The following is a 17,549-nucleotide window of genomic DNA, read 5'->3' as shown; positions in this document are numbered from 1 at the left end:
CGCTCTGCCATCGAGATCACTGCAGCAGTCGCGCGAGTCCGGCTCGAAGGTCGGTCACGCAGCGATAGGCCAGTTTTGCGTGGAGCGCTTCGACGCACCCCCGCGAGCGCCTGACTTCACCCGAAAGGCCGTCGATATAGGTGATATCCGAGCGGCTGCCGGTTTCCTCGATCATGATCCGCGCAAGGTCGCTGATTGATGTCTCGACGCCGCTGCAAACATTGACGATGCGCGCGCCCGTGTCCCAGCGGCCAAGCGCGTGCAGCACAGCCTCCACAACGTCGTCCACATGGACGAAATCGCGGGTCTGACGACCATCCCCATGGATGGTGATGTTTTCACCGCGCTCCAGCCGTTCGGCGAACTTCGCGATCACGCCGGAATAAGGAGACGATGGATCCTGCCCCGGCCCATACACGTTGAAGAAACGCAGTCCCAGGCTCGCTATGCCATAGACCTCATAGGCAGACCGCGCGTGAAGTTCGCAGGAAAGCTTGTCCGCACCGTAAGGCGACAATGGAATGCAACGTCCGGCTTCCGAAAGCGGCAGTTCTTGGCTCGCCCCGTAAACCGCGGCCGAAGAGGCGTAGACAAGCGGAAGATGAGCGCGGGAGTGGGCAAGTTCCTCGATGATCGTGAGGAACCCCGTTATGTTGATTGCGTGCGATGACGTCAGTTGCCGCTTGCATCGCTCGACCGAGGAGATCGCCGCCAAATGGATGCAGGCGTCCACATTGGCGAGCGCGCGGCGCACGGCGTCACGGTCGAGCACCGACCCTTCGATGAAGGTCGAGGGCTGCGGGACGTTTTCTCGTTTTCCCGAACTCAGATCATCAAGCACGGTCACGTCATGGCCGGCCTTTACCAGGCGACGGGCGAGGTGTGCGCCAATGAAGCCAGCTCCACCGGTAACCAGTATCCTTTTCAAGCCGTTTTCCCTCGCGACACCTCATCGCGATCGGAGGCGCCTGGATCTTAAGTGTAGGTGGATTCCTGAGCCGCCGAGCCGACCGTGGAGCGCGACCGGCACTCGGCCAGTGCGTCCGCGACCGGACCTTCCGTCTGGGTTGCAATCTTCCTTGTCGCTTAGGCGGCGTCAAGGCTCCCGCAGCCAGGTTTACCGTTTCGCAGAGACTTGATGAGAGAAAAGGCTAGCTTGCCCTCGAGAAGACGGTCGGGAGAGCGTCAGGGCGCCGGACAGCCGAGGATCAGGTCTTCAACCTCGGATCCGGAGCCGACGCGCATCAGCACCGTGAACGTGCCCTCGGCGCCCACTTCGAAAAGCGTGCCCCCGTTTTCACCCTTCTCGTTCGTCCGGGTCACAATCAGCAGGCTTCCGGCGCCGCTCAGATAGGATCGAATGTTGGACACTGCCGACCTGATCTGCGCGGCAGAGAAGTAATTCCTGTTGAGAATGTTTGCGGCTCTGACGAGATCGAAGCGGCCGGCGAAATCCGGTGAGCGCCGCATGATGTCATCCTCGACAAACGCGATGGAATCGTCACGCGATAACGACCGGGTGATCATCTGGACCGGCTCGCTCCTTCCGCTGCGGATCAGCGCGCGCAGGCGCGGCTGCAGCATGGATTTCGCCAGATGCCGCGGGATGAAGGCAAGGGAGACATAGTCGAGCCGTCGGATCCAGGGCCGGATCGCAAGACCGGCGACATCATATTGCAGTGGCCAGCCTTCCGGATCGGCAAGAACGCGAACCCCCGGCGCGACCTCGACGATGTGCGCGTCGATGAAGAGATCGGTGGCGGTGATCTTCGGCTTCGCCCCGCAGACCTCCAGGTATCGCAACAGCTCGACTGTTGTCACGCCGGTGGAAACCCCGACATCGAGCACCTCCCGCAACTGCGTCGCCCGCTGCGAAAGCAAGGGCCTGAATGCGGTTTCCAGCTCGCGAAAGCGCGACGGCTGCGTGAGTTTGAAGGTGCCGTTTCGCATCTTCAGTTTTGCGAAGAACTCCGACTCCCGGACCCAGTCCGTCGAGCCGTCGTTTCCAGAATAAAATTGCCGGGCGCTCATCACCATAGTCGGACAACCTGTAAAAATTGCCTGCGGCTCTCGAACCCAGAGGGCATCTTGCAGCGACCGAATATTTTGCCGCCCGCCTTCCAGACAGGGGCTCAGCGCCCGCTACAGTGATCCCGAGGGTAGATTGGCCGACATCGGCTCCCAAAACATGAAAACGACAACAGTTGATTTCAGTATATTCGAAAGCAATGGGGGGATAATACCAACTCCCCCGGAGATTCCAAGTTACATTTCAGCAGTTGCTTTCAAATGAGCCGCTGCGTCAATGCCATGCCCCCGTTCGCCAGATCGTGCCGCCTTCTTTCTTCTCCGCTTCCCTCCGCCCGAACGCAACGACGACTCAGCGCAGGTCCTGTGAAGAGTGCGAGGAACGGTGGAACCGAGGGGCGCCGGCATCTGCACCAGCCGCCGTCAATGATGGCGGAGCGGGCTTGATCAGCTCGTAAAGGTCCTCGTAGCACAAGACGGTCCGGTCGATTGAAAAGCCTTGTGCACGGCGGCGCGCATAGGCCGTCGCATCGCGATACTTCTCATCATCGCTGGTAAGTTCGCGAATGCGGTCGGCGAGTTGCCCGTGGTCCTTCGCCGGGAACCGGTAGTTGTCGTTGTCAACGACCACGGCTAGCCCGCCGACATCGCTGACCAGGACCGGCAGGTCCGACGCCATCGCCTCGACCACGGCCACCCCGAAGCCTTCCCAATGGGACGATTGCACATAGAGATCAATGTGGCTGAGGAACGCCGGGATATCCCGGACCAGCCCGCAAAAGTGGACGCGCTCACGCACACCCAGAGCTCCGGCCAGTTCTTCCACGATCGGTCGGCGGTCCCCCACACCAGCAAAGACCGCTTGGACCCTATCCGGAAGCCGCTGCAGGGCCCGCACGATGGTTTCCTGGTCCTTCTTCTCCGTGAAGCTTCCGACCATGCCGATGTAAAAGAGGCCATCCCCTCTCGGCTTGCGGTCGCGCGCCGACGCAAACCGGTCCAGGCTGACACCGTTTTCGACGATGTGGATTTTCGCGGCCATGGGCGCCAGCCATTCGGAGAGGTGGTCCCGGACAGGTGCGCTGATTGCAGCAACGCCGTCGTAACGGCCATAGACCCACCTTTCGATACCTCGCAGCCACCGCCTCGCCCTTCGGCGGTTCCAGGTGTTGTGTTCGGTGTAGATTTTCCGGAAAGGCAGGAGAGCGCAAAAATAGAGGGACGGAAACAGGTGGACGTGCACGACGTCCGCCGCCCGCATCGCCCGCCATGCTTTGGCAATAGACCTGGGGCTCGTCAGCTTGACCGCGATGATCGTCACGGCAGCAAAAGCGTTGTCCTCCAGGAGCTCGTGATTTGCCCCCTTCCACACGATTACCGTTGCCGAAAACCGCGCCTGCCGCTGCGCCATTTCCACGACCAGGCGCTCGGCGCCGCCGTTTCCGTTAAGGTCGTTGATGATGTGAACGACGCTGCCTGCCATCGTAAGAAAATCGCCTCAAATATTCCTCAAAGGCGATTATGCATAGCAATGATCAATTCAACAACTATTAGCAATGTATACATCGAAAAATATGAATTTGTCATTGGCGTGTTAGAAAAGCGCGCATCCGGAAAGTTGCTGACAAAGCATCTTCGCGGTTGTTTTTTCTTGTCGAACACTCGCGACTATTTTTGAAAAGGTGAAATATTCCTGTCAGATCAACGCCATGCGCTCGAGAAGCAGCTTGTTCACGGCATGCACATCAAACTTTGATTGGGCCAGTTCACGGGACCTGAGCCCCATGTCTGTGATCAGCGAAGGCGCCCTGAGAAAACGGCACATGGCTTCGGCCAATTGCTTGGCGTTGCGCGGCTCAACCAGGTAACCATTGAGCCCGTCGACCACAGTCTCGTCGCAGCCCGGCAGATCGGTTGTGACGATCGCGCGCCCCGTCGACATCGCCTCAAGAATGCTGCGCGGTATGCCCTCGCGATAGTAGGACGGAAGGACGAAGACGCTGCAATCGCTGAGATGCGGGCGCACATCCGTGGTTTCGCCGAGATAGTTCAGGCTGCCGTCCTTGACCCATCCATCAATGGTTTCCGCGGCAATCGCGGCCGGACTGGGATCGAACTGCCCCAGAAGACGAAATTCGGCGTCCGGGAATTGCTGGCGGACGAGGCGCGCGGCCTCGGCATACTCGCCAATCCCTTTGTCCTTCAGCAGGCGGGCGATGAGCAGAAAAACCGGCCGCCCGCTGGGCGGGCTCGAAAAAGCATAGTGGTCGAGGTCGACGCCAGAGCCCGGCACGAGCGTCAAGTCGCGCTGATCGGAAATCAGCCTACAGCTCTCGATATCAGCCGAATCCGCGCGATTATAGGCAAAGACCCCGCCTGCCCCCTTGAGCGCCAGTCGGTAGAGCAACACGCTCAGTTGCTTGATGCGGCGCCCGACCCACCGCTTTCCTGCGGCTTCCGAATAGACGTGGCCAAGGCCGGTCACGAGAAAATACCGCCGCTTGACGCCGGCCAGGCGAGCGGCAATGCCGCCGTAGACAATCGGCTTCATCGTATAAGGGATCACGACATCGATCTGCCGCGAACGAAACAGCCTCCAGTAAGACCAGAGCGTCGCAAGATCCGTCAGAGGATTGAGCCCAGTGCGCGCCATCGGCGAGTGGACGAACTCCACGCCGATTGCGGCAAGCTGCCGGACGACATCCTCGTCCTGCTCCGGCCCAACTGCCAAGACGGAATGGCCCGCCTCCACCAGGCGCCGCAGCAACTCCAGGCGAAAATTGGTGAGAGAGCGACTGTAGCTCGAAAGTACCGCGATCCGTTGTTTCGGAACCACGCCAGCAACCGCCGATCCCGCGGCGGCAGCCGCCCGCCGTGGCGGCAGGCTGGCCGGAGAATAGTCGCTCGCGTCAATCAACATCAGGGCGCTCTCCATACAAACGTTCGAAAGATCGCACAGATCATGTCGGCATCGGCGTCGAAGGCGGGCCCCGCCTAAAGTTCGCCAGCGCTGCTTGCAGGACATCGTCGGTGAGATGCGCGTCATCGGCGTCGGCAGCCATTTCCTCCCCGTCGTCCGACGAGGGCGCGCCAGCCGTGCCTTCAGCCGGATGTTTGTCGAAGCCGGGAATGAGGCTGTTCATGATCGCAAAGACCATCGCCTGATCCCCGAGTTCAGCAAAGAGCTTCAGGCGCGCAAACATCTCCTTGAGCGTCGCCAGGGGCACGGCGTTCGGCATCGCGCCGAGCACACCGGGAATAGGTGAACTGATGCGTTGCTCGCCGCTGTCGAACAGCTCCTCATAGAGCTTTTCGCCGGGCCTGAGACCGATGATCTCGATATCGATGTCCTTGCCCGGCGTAAGGCCGGCAAGCCGGATCATCCGCTTGGCGATGTCGATGATCTTGATCGGCTCATTCATGTCCAGAACGAAAATCTCGCCTTTGCCGATTTCGCCTTCCAGACCATAGGCCGAAGCCTGCAGCGTCAGTTCGACGGCTTCGCGAATGGTCATGAAGAAGCGAGTCATGCGCGGATCGGTTACCGTCAGCGGGCCACCCTTGGCGATCTGCCGCTTAAACAGCGGGATCAGCGAGCCGCTCGATCCGAGCACGTTGCCGAAGCGAACCGTCATGAAGCGCGGGCCGGAACCCTTCTTCAGGCAATGAAGGTCAAGCGCCTGGCAATAGAGTTCGGCCAGCCGCTTGGTCCCGCCCATCACGCTGGTCGGGTTGACGACCTTGTCGGTCGACACCTGCACCATCGCCTGCACCTTGAAGCGGCGGGCGGCATTCGCCACGTTCATCGTGCCGATCACATTGGTCAGTACGCCCTCGCAAGGGTTAAGCTCCACCATCGGCACATGCTTGAGTGCGGCAGCATGGAAGACGAGTTCTGGCCGGTACTTGGCAAAGACATCGTTGACGCGATTGGCCCGGCGGACGTTGCAAAGGTTTGCCGTCCGCTTGACGGCCGGATAGCGCTCCCCGAGCTCCATGTCGATCGCATAGAGATTGTATTCGCAGTTCTCAACCAGGATGAGTTCGGCCGGTTCACGCGCCGCCACCTGCAAGGTGAGCTCGCTGCCGATCGAACCACCGGCGCCGGTGATCAGGACGCGCCGACCGCGGACGAGGCGAAGAATTGCCTCGTTGTCGAGGGCTGCCTGCGGGCGCTCCAGAAGATCCGTCAGCTCGATCGAGCGGAGTTCGAAACGGCTTTCCTGCTTGGCGCTCTTGAGTTCGGTGATCTGCGTCAGGCGCGATACGGTCATGCCACGCGCTTCGGCGCGCCGCATCACATCCTCAGCGGCTTCCCCGAATGCCGAAAGCGCTTCGGTAAAGACAACATGGCGCGGCAACTGTCCACTTTCTGCGAGCGCGCAAACCACAGTCTCGAAATCGGTGAGCGCGCCAAGGATCGGAATGCCGCGCAAGGTCATGTCCGTATGCTCCGGCGTCACTTCCAAACAGCCGACCGGCTTGTGGCTGCAATGCGGATCGCGGCGGAGCGCTCTCAGATAGAGATCTGCCGCATGGCCGCTGCCGACGAGCAAGGTCGGGATTTGGTCGGCATTGCCCTCGGCGACCGGCTGCCGTCGCGTTGGGCGCAGCGCCAGTTCGTCGAGCCGGAAGCTCAGCCGCGAAGCCGAAAGGAATGCGGTCAGAAGAAGCGCCTCGAGTGGCACAACGCTTCGCGGCATATCCTGGAGGCGGTTCGCAAAGAACGACATCAACACCAGCGCCGCTGAACTGATCAAGACGGCCTGAAGGATTGAGCGCAGGTCAGAGACGGAGCAGTAGCGCCAGTCGCGAGCGTACAATCCCGCGATCGGAAAGGCGATCGCACAGGCCAGAAGATATTGCGGCCCGGTGGCTAGCAGCGCCCAGATAAGCTCCGGTCGCGTCGACATGGCGTCGAAGCCATAGCGCAGGAAAAAGGCGGCCACGAGCGCCAGGGCTGCAGACGCTATGTCCATCGCGTAGAGCACGCGCGATCGACGAACCTGCTTGACCGACGATACGGCCGTTCTTGCTGCCAGGCGCAAAAGCGCACGGGCGACGGCGGCAAACCAGGTGAACAGATTAAGGAACCTTGCCCAGTATCTCGCCATAGACGGCGGAGACGGGGCGACGGCTTGCGTGGGCTGGGCAGCGGCCTCGTTGCGATGCATGCGACACCCTTCGATCCATAGAACGCCATTCAACCGCCGCGCCGAGAACGGACGGACGAATGATGCGCCTTGAGACGTCATGTCTCGTTGAATTTGTTTGGAATAAACTTCTGATACCGATCAGCTCATACAAATTTACCTGAAATCTATTTTATCTATGCACTGATACAAACTTTGTCTTCGCAATAAAATACGCCAACTTCGCCAAAACTCTCGCACGCCAAAACCTGTATGTAAATTATCTTTTCGTTCTATCGGAAGCAATTTACCTAATTATATTAGAACTCAATAGTATTACTACAATTTAATCCATAACCCTTTGGGGTTAGCAAGCGACCGCTACAGTTCCCAAGGGGCGGAATGGACCGCCCAAAAGAAATAAATAAAGATTCACTTCCGGAACATTGCCACACAATTTTATGTATAATTTGGAATATATTTGCATATCCAAAATACATAACAGAGAAAAATGAAGCATACCTATAGATACAAATCGACTAAATCTTAGCGCGACTGAAAAATGCGCCCCGATATCAGCAGCGCGCATCCCGGAACTGCTCTCGGGTGAAGATCGAGGAACTTCGACAGGACCTCTCCGACCGCCGGAAAACGAACCAGCCGGCCGACCAGGCCAGCCTGCGACATCAGCGTACACCTCGGCCCAATGCAATCCTGCTCGGGAAGGACCTTGTGGGGTCATTCCCCCGCGAAGGCGCGTCGATAGGAGTCGGAAATCGGCCGGATCAGATACTCAAGGAAGGTGCGGTCGCCGAGTTCGATAAAGGCGTCGATCGGCATCCCCGGATGCAGCTGCTCCATGCGCACGCCGGGCGGCAGCGGCGTATCCAGGCGCAACACGGCCCTGTAATAGGGCTCGCGCGTCGCCGGATCGGTGAGGCGGTCGGCCGAGACATGGGCAACCGTCGCAGAAACCTCTGGCGTCAAGCTGGTATTGAGCGCCGAGAGGCGGACCCTTGCCGGCTGACCGACATGGACGACGTCGATGTCCTGCGGATGAATACGCGCATCGACGACCAAGTCCCCTGTCGGCAGGATCTCCATGATCTTCTCGCCGGGACCGACGACACTGCCGACGGCATTGTAGACCGAGGCGACGACAACGCCGTCTACCGGCGCTTTGACGACGGTGCGCTCGAGTACACGGCGCGCGGCTTCGACTTGTTCTTCCACGTCGGCAAGCCCGGTCTTAACCTCGTTCATCGCGGTCACCGCCTGCTCGACGCGCTGGGTCTTCAGCCGTTCGATCTGCTCACGCGCTTCTGCGACTTGGGTGCGGCTCGATGAGGATTCTGCCTGCAGCATGCCGACCTGGCCGAGCAGGTCCGCTTCGACGCGAAGAAGCTGCGTGTACTCCGTGCGGTTCGTCAGCCCCTTTTCCAGGAGATTGAACTTTCGCTCGGCTTCACTGCGCACGATCTGCGTCTGCTTCTCGACGGCCGCCTTCTGCGCGGCCAAGCCATCGAGCGCATCGTTGATGCTTTCGACCCGTTGCTGCAGAATAACGGTCTCGGAGGTGAAGCGGGCAAGCCGGGTCTGGAACTCCTTGACCTGCTCTTCGGTCAGGTCACGGCTTGCGGCCGACATCGTGGCTGGCGCGTTGCCGATCGCGATCGTCAGGTCCCGCCGGCCGTCCCGTTCGGCGGCAAGGCGCGCCTCCCGCGCCTTCAGCGCTACCCATTGCTTGGCAAGGCGGTTGAGCTGGGTGCGGGCGACGGTGTCGTCGAGGACCACGAGCGTCTGCCCCCTTGCGACCGCATCGCCCTCGCGAACCGCGATTTCACTGACGATCCCGCCTTCCAGATGCTGCACGAGAACATTACGGCCCGTGGCCGTGATCGTGCCGGAAGCGACTGCGGCACCGGAGAGCGGCGCCGTTGCCGCCCAATAGCCGAAACCGGCAAGGATGAGGACAAGCGTTCCATAGCCGAGCCGGGCGACCATACCGGTATCGGTCACGATAGTCTCCCGCCAGGAGCGCCGAGTGCCCGCCGCCGTCATGGCCGATCCCCGGTTCTGCCAGGTAGGAAGGTGGAAATGTTTGCAGTCGGCAGGTTCGACGGCCGCTTGGCGGTCGCTGCCTTCGCGGCCCGGTCCGCCCGGTCGGACTGCGCGCGGCGCGCCACCTCGTCCGTTGGACCGAAGTCATCAATCCTGCCATTCTTCATCACCAGGATCCGGTCACACGTCGTGGCAATCGAAATGCGGTGCGTGACAATGACGACCGTGACGCCGCGCGCTTTCGCGTCTCTGAGCGCCCGTCCGAGTGCCGCTTCCCCTTCGCTGTCGAGGTTGGCGTTCGGCTCGTCGAGAACAAGAAGACGCGGAGAGCCGTAGAAGGCGCGCGCAAGCCCGATGCGCTGCCGCTCGCCGCCGGAGAGATTGTTGGAACCGGGCCCAATCGGGGTCTGATAGCCTTTCGTCTGCGACAGGATGAGATCGTTGGCATGAGCCGCCCGCGCGGCCGCAACCACCGCCTCGTCGGCTGCATCCGGCTCGAATCGGGAGATATTGGCGGCGATCGTGCCCGGCAGCAGCTGCACGTCCTGTGCGAGATAGCCGATGAGGCTGCCGAGCTGCGTCACGTCCCAGGTTCTCAGGTCCGCACCATCAATGGTGATCGAGCCCGCTGTCGGGGCAACGGCGCCGGTTAGAAGTCGCGCGAGCGTCGACTTGCCCGCCCGGCTAGGGCCGACCACTGCAACGCTTTCGCCGGCAGCGATCGTGAAATTCAGCCGCTTCAGGATCGGCTCAGGGTCGGCTCCAGCGTCGGGCGAAACATAGAGCAAATCACGCACGGCGATATCGCCGGCGGGGTTCGGCAACAGAAGCTTGCGGCTATCGACACTGCCGGCCTCGATCACCTTTTCGAACCGCGACCAGGCGCTGCGCGCATCCATTGCCTGCTTCCAGATCCCCACCAGCTGATCGAGCGGTTGCAGCGCGCGGCCCGATAGGATCGACGACGCGAAAATCATGCCGGCAGTCATCTGCCCCTTTAAGACAAGGGTCGCGCCAACAGCAAGGATCGCCATCTGCAGGATCATTCTGATCGATCGCGATATGCCGCCGAAGATTGCGTTGACGACGAGGCTTCCGTCGGCTGCCGCGGTCGCGGCAGCAAACTGGCGGCCCCAGACCTCACCGACATTGTTCGTCATGCCCATCGCACGCACAGTCTCGGCATTGCGGCTGAACATCTGCGCCGTGAGATTAGCGCTGGTGATACGCTCCTGCGCGAACTGCGACGCCTTCTTGTTCATGTACTGATTGAGGAAAACCATAAGCAGGATCACGATCGCGCCGATCGTCGTCATCAGAAAGAGCAGCGGATGCAGGAGATAAAGGAGTGCGGCGAACACCGGCGAGAACGGCAGGTCAAAGAGGACCGGCGTGCCGCGTGAAGCGACGAAGCCTCTAACGGTCGCAAGATCGCGCAAAGGCTGGATATCGCCCGGTTCCCGGCCCGCTGCCGCGACCACGTTCGCAAAGGCGGCCGCCCCGAGCTCGCTGTCGAGCTTGGCCGCCATGCGCACCGCATAGATCGCCCTGATCACATCAAGCAGGCCGAGGAACGCGAAGGCAAGGAACGCGATAATCGTGAGATAGACGAGCGTTTCGATGCTCGAAGAGGGCAAAACCCGATCATAAACCTGGATCAGGAACAGCGGCGAGGTCAGCGCCAACACGTTGACGACCGTCGAGAACAAGCCGAGATCTATGACGCTGCGCCGGAACGCAGATCGTAAACTGCCGCTTGTGATTCTGTTGTCTACCATGCTGCAACGACACCGTTTCCAGGAATTTGAGTGGGGCCGTATCGATGGAAGTGTTCCCCGATGTCAACGTGCCGGAGGTTGAGTAGGTACTATACATCTGTTGTAGCGGTTGCTTATAGATGCTATTTTAGACCCCCACCATTTAACACGACAGATCACAGTTTTCACACGCTAAGGTCGCTTGCTGTCTTTGCGCGGCGGTCGGTAAAAGCAACGGCGCGTATTCTGCCACACTAATAAAGGATGGAAACATGATCGTTAAGGGAAGACCCGTAGCTGACACGCTTTATGGCACGAACGTAGCTGACACAATTTATGGATATGGCGGCGACGATAGCCTTTGGGGCTATGCCGGAGACGACTATCTCGACGGTGGCGACGGCAACGACCGGATGTACGGTGGCGACGGCAACGACTTCTTCAAGGCCGGTCCAGGCGACGATTATGCTGAAGGCGGTGTCGGCAACGACTCCTTCGATGGCGGCCTTGGCAACGACCGCTTCATGGGTGGCCTGGGCAACGACATCTTCGACGGCGAGGACGGCGACGACACACTCGACGGCGGCGATGGCCACGACACCATGCTCGGCGGTGCTGGCAACGATACCTTCTACGGCGGTGCCGGCGAGGAATATATCGACGGTGGCGCGGGCAATGACATCATCTATGCCGGCGACGGCAATGACGGTTTCGTCAATCGCATCAATCCGGCGACCGGCAAGGTTACGACGCAGGCCGTCGGCGGCGGCGCCGGCGACGACTACATCTATGGCGAAGGCGGCAACGACGCGCTCAAGGGCCAGTCCGGCAATGACCACGTCTATGGCGGCATCGGCGATGACCGGGTCGATGGCGGCGACGGCGACAACTATCTCGACGGCGGCGACGGCAACGACATTCTCGATTCTGAGAACGGTCGTGATGAGGCCCATGGCGGTGCTGGCGTCGACAAGATCAGCGTCGGCGCAGGCGACGACCTCGTCTATGGTGATGGCGGCAACGACAGCATCAGCGGCGAAGACGGCAACGACACGCTGAATGGCGGCGATGGCGATGACCTGTTCTACGGCGGCTCGGGCAACGACACGATCCGCGGCGACGCTGGCAGGGACACCCTGATCGGCGAGACCGGCTCAGACTTTCTCTGGGGCGGCGCCGACGCCGACCGCTTCGTGCTCAAGGGCGCTGGCGCACTCAACGGCCAGGATACCATCATGGACTATCAGGATGGTCTCGATCGCATCGTCCTCGAAAAGCTCGGCATCACCCGCTATGCCAACACCGGCGGCCCCGGCACGGTTTATGCTTATGACGACCCGAGCGGCGACGTGATCCTGAAGGCGCAGGATTCGGCCGGCCACGCGTTCCAGATCGTCGTCGACGATCCGAACGGTACCCTGTCTGCGGCCAACTTCAGCGCGGCAGACTTCACCTTCGCGTAAAATACCGGCGGCCGCGGGTTTGAATACGCGCTCCGCGGCCGCCACTACCGCCCGTTCCTGCCTGTATTGGCAGTCCAGTTCGCGAAAAGCTCACCGAGAGACCGCTTCACCAGCGGCGAGTGATCGCAATGCCTCGTCCAGTTCGTCTAGATCGCTGATCCGCCTATCGGCTTGGTGTGCATCATCCGGCGCCGCCGTGCGGTGAACCCGCGCTTCGCGCGCGACCATCACCGTTTGCCATCCGCGCCGGCGCGGCGTGACGAAATCCTTCACCGGATTGTCGGCGATGTAGATGAGATTGTCCCGCTTGACGTCCGCCCAGGTCTCGATCGCCTCATAGGCCCGAGCATGCGGCTTCCAGAATTCTCTCCCCCAAAGATCAGTGAAGATCACCCGGTCCACCAAGGCTTCGAGCCCCAGCGCTTTGACCTTGGCCTGTTGCGTGGCCGCAGGCCCGTCGGTAATGATCGCTCTTCGGCCGACGCGCGCACGCTCCAGATAGCGGCGAGCATCGTCGGCGAGAGCTATTTCCGGCTGGTGTCCGCGGTAGACGGCAACCAACTGGCCGACCAACGCTTCGTCGACGGCAATGCCCATCGCTGCCAGCGCCGTATCGAAAACGCGTCCGCTGGGCCCGCTCGCAGCAGCTGCCTCGCAGTGCCCGGCAAAGCCTTCCGCGCCCAGATGGTTCGCCAGCCAGGCATCAACGGCCCTGAATCCGCTTAGGGCGAAATCCCGCTCCAGATAAAGTGTATCGTCGAGATCGAAGACAAGCACCTGCCCGCCCATCCGCTTATCCCCTGAAGACCGCCGCGTCGTATCGCAGCATCAACACACCTTCTCGCCAATCGTCATGCGCCGTTCTCGGCAAGCCCGCCACTTCCTCCAGCAGCCATCGGGCAAAGGTCGCGCCGGCATGATCCACAAGCGGATAGCCGCCGCCGAAACGGGCGTTGATTTCGATCACCCGCGGGCCGGTGAGCCGATCGTCCATGACCTGGAAACAGAACGCACCGCGCAAGTCGGGCAACGCCCGCAAGATACCCTCAGCCATCGCCCGATGCGCCTTATGGCGCTCGGTGACGCCCTTTTCGACTTCGCCTGCCCTTATGCGCAAGCGCCGATGCGAAATGACCGACTGCAATGTGCCACCGTCATCGACGAACGCATTGACCGTATGCTCCGGGCCGTCGAGATATTGCTGCAGGATCATCGGCTCTGCTGTCGTTTCAGGCAGATCGGCCATTGCGCGCACCATGCTGATCGAGCGGCTTGCGCTCCCGGCATTGGGCTTGAGGAACAGCGGCCAGTCCCAGCGGGAGAGTTCGCCGCGAACCTCCTCCAGCATGCCGGTTCGCGGGACCGGCACCCCGGCCGCGTCGAGCACGCGCATGGTTTCGAGCTTGTCGCGCACAACGTCGATGACCGGCGGAGTGCTCACATGCACGCGGCAATCGAAGCGGTCGAAATCCCCCACCGCTGCCGCAAGCGGCACCAGTTCGGGATCGATCGTTGGTACGAGCAGGCGCACATCATGCGCCCGCGCGATCTCCGCCAGGCGGCCCGTGAACTCCGGGTGATTATAGGCGGGTACCGCGAAAGCCCGGTCGGCGACTGCACAGGCCGCGCTCAGGTCAGGATCAAGATCGCAGGCCAGAATTTGGAGATCGATGTCCAGCGCGCGCGCTGCCCGGCGAAAACACTCGATCAGGCCAACACGCCTTCCCGCGGAAGAGACAAGGATCTTGAACGATCGGTACGCCATACAAGCCTTCTCCTTGACTGTTAGGACGAGGGGCCAAGGCAATCACTGTGGCCCCGCCTGACTGAACCCGATGCAATGCCCGCGCGATTACGCTCCCAACTTGCTGTGCACCGGGGGGCGCCGGCCGTCGGCCGTGCGCCACGCGGTTACCTCGATGCACTGCCGGTCTCCGCACATGACGGTAAAGCCATCCGCCGTATGAGTCTGAACTTGCGCGGCAAGGCCGATGTAACGGAAGGAGTCCGCGAAGGGCCGCGCCGCATCGATATGGACGACCTTTCCGTCCGGGCGCGAAAAGGCGCCGGGATAGGGCTCGCCGACCGCCCTGATCAGTCGCAGCACCTCCGCTGCCGGGCGCTGCCAATCGATCAAGCCATCCTCGGCGACACGCTTTGCACAATAGTTTGCCAGGCTGTGGTCCTGCTCGACCCGCGGCGCCTTGCCGGCTGCGGCCAATTCAACGGCCTCCGGCACCATCTCCGCCAGATTGCGCACATGCTTACCGTAGAGACTACGCGCGGTCTCATCCGGCGCGACGGAAAACAGACGCTGCAGAATGATGGGGCCGGAATCCGTGCCCTCGTCGATCCAGAAGAGCGACGAACCCGTGGTCTTTTCGTCAAGCAGGATGGTCCAGGGGATAACACCCCTGCCTCTCAGACGCGGCAGCGCCGACGGGTGAAACCCGATCACGCCCAGCCGCGGGATGGCACGGAAGGCCTCGCGGCAGATCTGCGACCAGCCGAGGACCAGGACGAGGTCCGGGGCGCTCGCGCGGATGGCTGCGAGCGTGTCTTCGGCGTTCACATTCGTCGTATGGCAGACCGCGCTGCCTGCCGCGCGCGCCGGCGTCGTCAAGTCCGCGAAATCGGAATGGCGATCCGCAGCCTCCGGCGGCAGCGTAACCACCAGGGACGGCAGCATCCCCTTCGCCAACAGGGCATTGAGCGCGATTAAGGATCCTTCGACGGCACCAACCAGAGCAAAACGCATTTTGGTTCTCAAATGCACAATGTGTCAGAGCGCAATATACAACTCGGATCACAACCAAGGGAAGAAATAACCCATCCGGGCGATATTAATGTATTTCAAGTATGATATGACGGGATGCTATTTCAGAGCCGGGCTATACTGCAAGAGAATAATTGCATGACAGTGTCTGCCGTTGTATCTTGAAACCACTGCATTCTAGGGCGCGCCCTGGAAGGTCAATTTAGAGTACGAACCTATTTCAGAAATAATCGCGTCCGAAGTGTCCATAATCGAGGCAATAGGAAGTTGATGTCTTGGCGTGCACTGGGCGCGTCCAGGAATTTAATGCTTGTGCCCCCGCCGGGAAGCACCCAGGTGCGCCCTGTCGTCAGGCTCAGGGAATGCGGACGAAGGCCCAAACGGCGGCGCAACTTCGGATCCACGGTATGATATTGCATTTGATCACCAATTTCAGCGCAAGCGCCGGAGCTGAGACGATGCTCGCGCGCCTGCTCAAGGCGTCATCTGACGAACGCGTTATGGTCGTATCGCTGCTCGATGTCTCGGCGCGAAACCGTGACCTCGCGGACAATCCGCGCGTCGAGTATGTGGCGCTCGGCGCACACTCGCTCCCGGCCATCCTGCACGGCACGATGCGGCTTGCCAACATCATCCGCCAGGAAAAGCCGAGTGTCATGCTGTGCTGGATGTACCACGCCATGGTGGTCGGCACGGTCGCTGCCAAGCTTGCGCGCCGCGCAACGCCGGTCATCTGGAATGTTCGCCAGTCGCTGGATGATGTTGCCTCGCTGTCGCGAAGCTCGCATATGGCGATCGCCGCCGCCCGCGTGCTCTCCGGCTCGGCCTCCGGCATCATTTACAATTCGTCACGCGCGCGCGAAATGCACCGCGCCTATGGCTACCGCAACCTGAATTCGGTCGTCATCCCGAACGGCTTTGAAATTCCGGCAGTGGCAGCAGGCCATGAAGCGCCGCCCCGGCGGATCGGGATCGTCGCGCGTTTCCACCCGCAGAAGGATCACGCCACCTTCTTTCGCGCCGCCGCCTCGGTGTTGCGCACCCATCCCGACACGCGCTTTCTCGCGGCCGGACGGGGACTAGCCTGGGACAATCCCGAAGTCGTCCAGCTGATTTCCGATGCCGGATTGCCAAGCGAGGCCATCGACCTCAGGGGCGAGGTCGCGGACATGGAGGATTTCTACCGCAGCATCGACATCCTCGCCCTGTCCTCCAGAACAGAAGGCTTTCCGAACGTCGTTGCCGAGGCGATGAGCTACGCAAAAATGGTGGTGGCAACGGACGTGGGAGACGCGGCAGAGGTTGCCGGCAATGCCGGGATCGTCGTGCCCGCCCGCAATCCCGAGGCCTTTGCCGACGCCATGCGCAAGGTGCTCGACCTATCGCCGGAGGAATATGGCCGGTACGCGCATCTCGCCCGCAATCGTATAGAAAGCGAATACACGCTGCACAACATCGAACGGCGTTACTCCAATTTCCTGAGGACTTTCTAGCAGCCACCGCACGGCTCAAGCTGCGGAAAAAATTCGGAGAGGGGGACCGACACATGAACGACAATAACAAAGAGGCGCGACCTAAGCGAATGTCGGGGGACTTGGCGCCGACAGTCAGGCGGGCAGCATGACGAAGCCGATACGCACAGTCATCATCGACGACCATCCGCTCGTCATCGTCGGCGCCCGCGCGACGATCGAGACGACCAACGATATCGTCTGCGTCGGCTCGGCCGGAACGGGTGCGGAGGCGCTGGCGCTGATCAAGGAAACAGAGCCGGACGTTTCGGTCATCGATATTGCCCTTCCCGACATGAGCGGCCTTACGCTCGCGGAGCAAATACTCAAGCAGCAGCTTTCGGCCTATGTGGTGGTGATGACGATTTACCCGGAGCGCTCCTACGCGCAGCAGGCGCTTCAGATCGGCGTCAAGGGCTTCCTCCAGAAATGCTCTGCGCCAGAACACCTGCTACTTGCCGTTCGCTCCGTCACGCATGGTGGGCTCTACCTCGATCCGCCAACTGCCCAGGAACTGACGCGCACGGCACCAAATCCCGGGTCGCGCGCGATGAAGACGGGGGGGGTGCCGGGGCTGACCCGTCGCGAGCAAGACGTTCTACGCCTCGTAGCCCTTGGGTATTCCAACAAGGAAATTGGCGCGCGCGCCAATGTCAGCGTCAAATCGATCGAAACATATAAGGCCCGCGCGACGGAGAAGCTGCAGCTCCACACGCGGGCGCAGATTGTCCATTTCGCCTTGACCCACGGCTGGATGAGCGCCGTATAAGCCGTGGTCGGGTCGGGGCGCAGGCGGGATGTCAGCTTGCCCCTAATCGAGA

Annotated in this window: 13 protein-coding genes; 3 read left to right on the top strand and 10 right to left on the bottom strand. The window is 61.1% G+C overall.

The genetic code is table 11. The features are described from left to right. Positions 1-16: 16 nt before the first annotated feature. From IB272_RS28435 to IB272_RS28405, 7 genes are all read right to left on the bottom strand, one after another. On the bottom strand, positions 17-928 hold the full coding sequence (locus tag IB272_RS28435; protein WP_112976855.1) for an NAD-dependent epimerase/dehydratase family protein: 912 nt from the start codon (positions 926-928) through the stop codon (positions 17-19). Positions 929-1,185: 257 nt separating this feature from the next. Beyond that, positions 1,186-2,037 (bottom strand): ATP-binding protein, encoded by an 852-nt coding sequence (locus tag IB272_RS28430; protein WP_112976854.1) that lies wholly within the window; start codon positions 2,035-2,037, stop codon positions 1,186-1,188. A 343-nt stretch (positions 2,038-2,380) separates the two neighbouring features. Next, positions 2,381-3,511, bottom strand: coding sequence for a glycosyltransferase (locus IB272_RS28425; protein WP_192445529.1), 1,131 nt, complete (start codon positions 3,509-3,511; stop codon positions 2,381-2,383). Positions 3,512-3,724: 213 nt separating this feature from the next. Beyond that, positions 3,725-4,948, bottom strand: coding sequence for a glycosyltransferase family 4 protein (locus IB272_RS28420; RefSeq protein WP_192445528.1), 1,224 nt, complete (start codon positions 4,946-4,948; stop codon positions 3,725-3,727). A 40-nt stretch (positions 4,949-4,988) separates the two neighbouring features. Beyond that, positions 4,989-7,007 (bottom strand): nucleoside-diphosphate sugar epimerase/dehydratase, encoded by a 2,019-nt coding sequence (locus tag IB272_RS28415; RefSeq protein ID WP_234824586.1) that lies wholly within the window; start codon positions 7,005-7,007, stop codon positions 4,989-4,991. Positions 7,008-7,898: 891 nt separating this feature from the next. Beyond that, positions 7,899-9,179, bottom strand: a complete 1,281-nt coding sequence (locus IB272_RS28410) for an HlyD family type I secretion periplasmic adaptor subunit (protein WP_234824582.1) — start codon at positions 9,177-9,179, stop codon at positions 7,899-7,901. 38 nt (positions 9,180-9,217) lie between these two features. After that, positions 9,218-10,999, bottom strand: a complete 1,782-nt coding sequence (locus IB272_RS28405; RefSeq protein WP_192445527.1) for a type I secretion system permease/ATPase — start codon at positions 10,997-10,999, stop codon at positions 9,218-9,220. A 251-nt stretch (positions 11,000-11,250) separates the two neighbouring features. Between IB272_RS28405 and IB272_RS28400 the strand changes: the two genes are divergently transcribed. Further along, a complete protein-coding gene (locus IB272_RS28400) occupies positions 11,251-12,441 on the top strand; it encodes a calcium-binding protein (RefSeq protein WP_112976851.1) in 1,191 nt (396 codons plus the stop codon). A gap of 90 nt (positions 12,442-12,531) precedes the next feature. Here IB272_RS28400 and IB272_RS28395 read toward each other — a convergent pair whose 3' ends face one another. The 3 genes from IB272_RS28395 to IB272_RS28385 form a co-directional block, all read right to left on the bottom strand. Beyond that, the gene (locus IB272_RS28395; protein WP_112976850.1) at positions 12,532-13,230 is read right to left on the bottom strand and encodes an HAD family hydrolase; all 699 of its coding nucleotides are present in this window, start codon (positions 13,228-13,230) and stop codon (positions 12,532-12,534) included. 4 nt (positions 13,231-13,234) lie between these two features. After that, complete coding sequence (locus IB272_RS28390; RefSeq protein WP_192445526.1) at positions 13,235-14,206, bottom strand: ATP-grasp domain-containing protein; 972 nt, start codon at positions 14,204-14,206, stop codon at positions 13,235-13,237. An 87-nt stretch (positions 14,207-14,293) separates the two neighbouring features. Further along, positions 14,294-15,199: a formyltransferase family protein gene (locus IB272_RS28385; protein ID WP_112976848.1), complete on the bottom strand. Its 906-nt coding sequence runs from the start codon at positions 15,197-15,199 to the stop codon at positions 14,294-14,296. 425 nt (positions 15,200-15,624) lie between these two features. Between IB272_RS28385 and IB272_RS28380 the strand changes: the two genes are divergently transcribed. Together IB272_RS28380 and IB272_RS28375 are read left to right on the top strand one after the other, a co-directional pair. Next, positions 15,625-16,710, top strand: a complete 1,086-nt coding sequence (locus IB272_RS28380) for a glycosyltransferase (protein ID WP_112976847.1) — start codon at positions 15,625-15,627, stop codon at positions 16,708-16,710. Positions 16,711-16,837: 127 nt separating this feature from the next. Further along, positions 16,838-17,497, top strand: a complete 660-nt coding sequence (locus IB272_RS28375) for a response regulator transcription factor (RefSeq protein ID WP_112772853.1) — start codon at positions 16,838-16,840, stop codon at positions 17,495-17,497. The last annotated feature ends 52 nt before the right edge of the window (positions 17,498-17,549 follow it).

This window comes from Ensifer sp. ENS08 (assembly GCF_014852195.1).
In the GTDB taxonomy this organism is placed as follows: Bacteria; Pseudomonadota; Alphaproteobacteria; order Rhizobiales; family Rhizobiaceae; genus Ensifer; species Ensifer adhaerens.
Note: the sequence above shows the minus strand (reverse complement) of the source record. Positions and strands in the feature narration are given on the sequence as shown.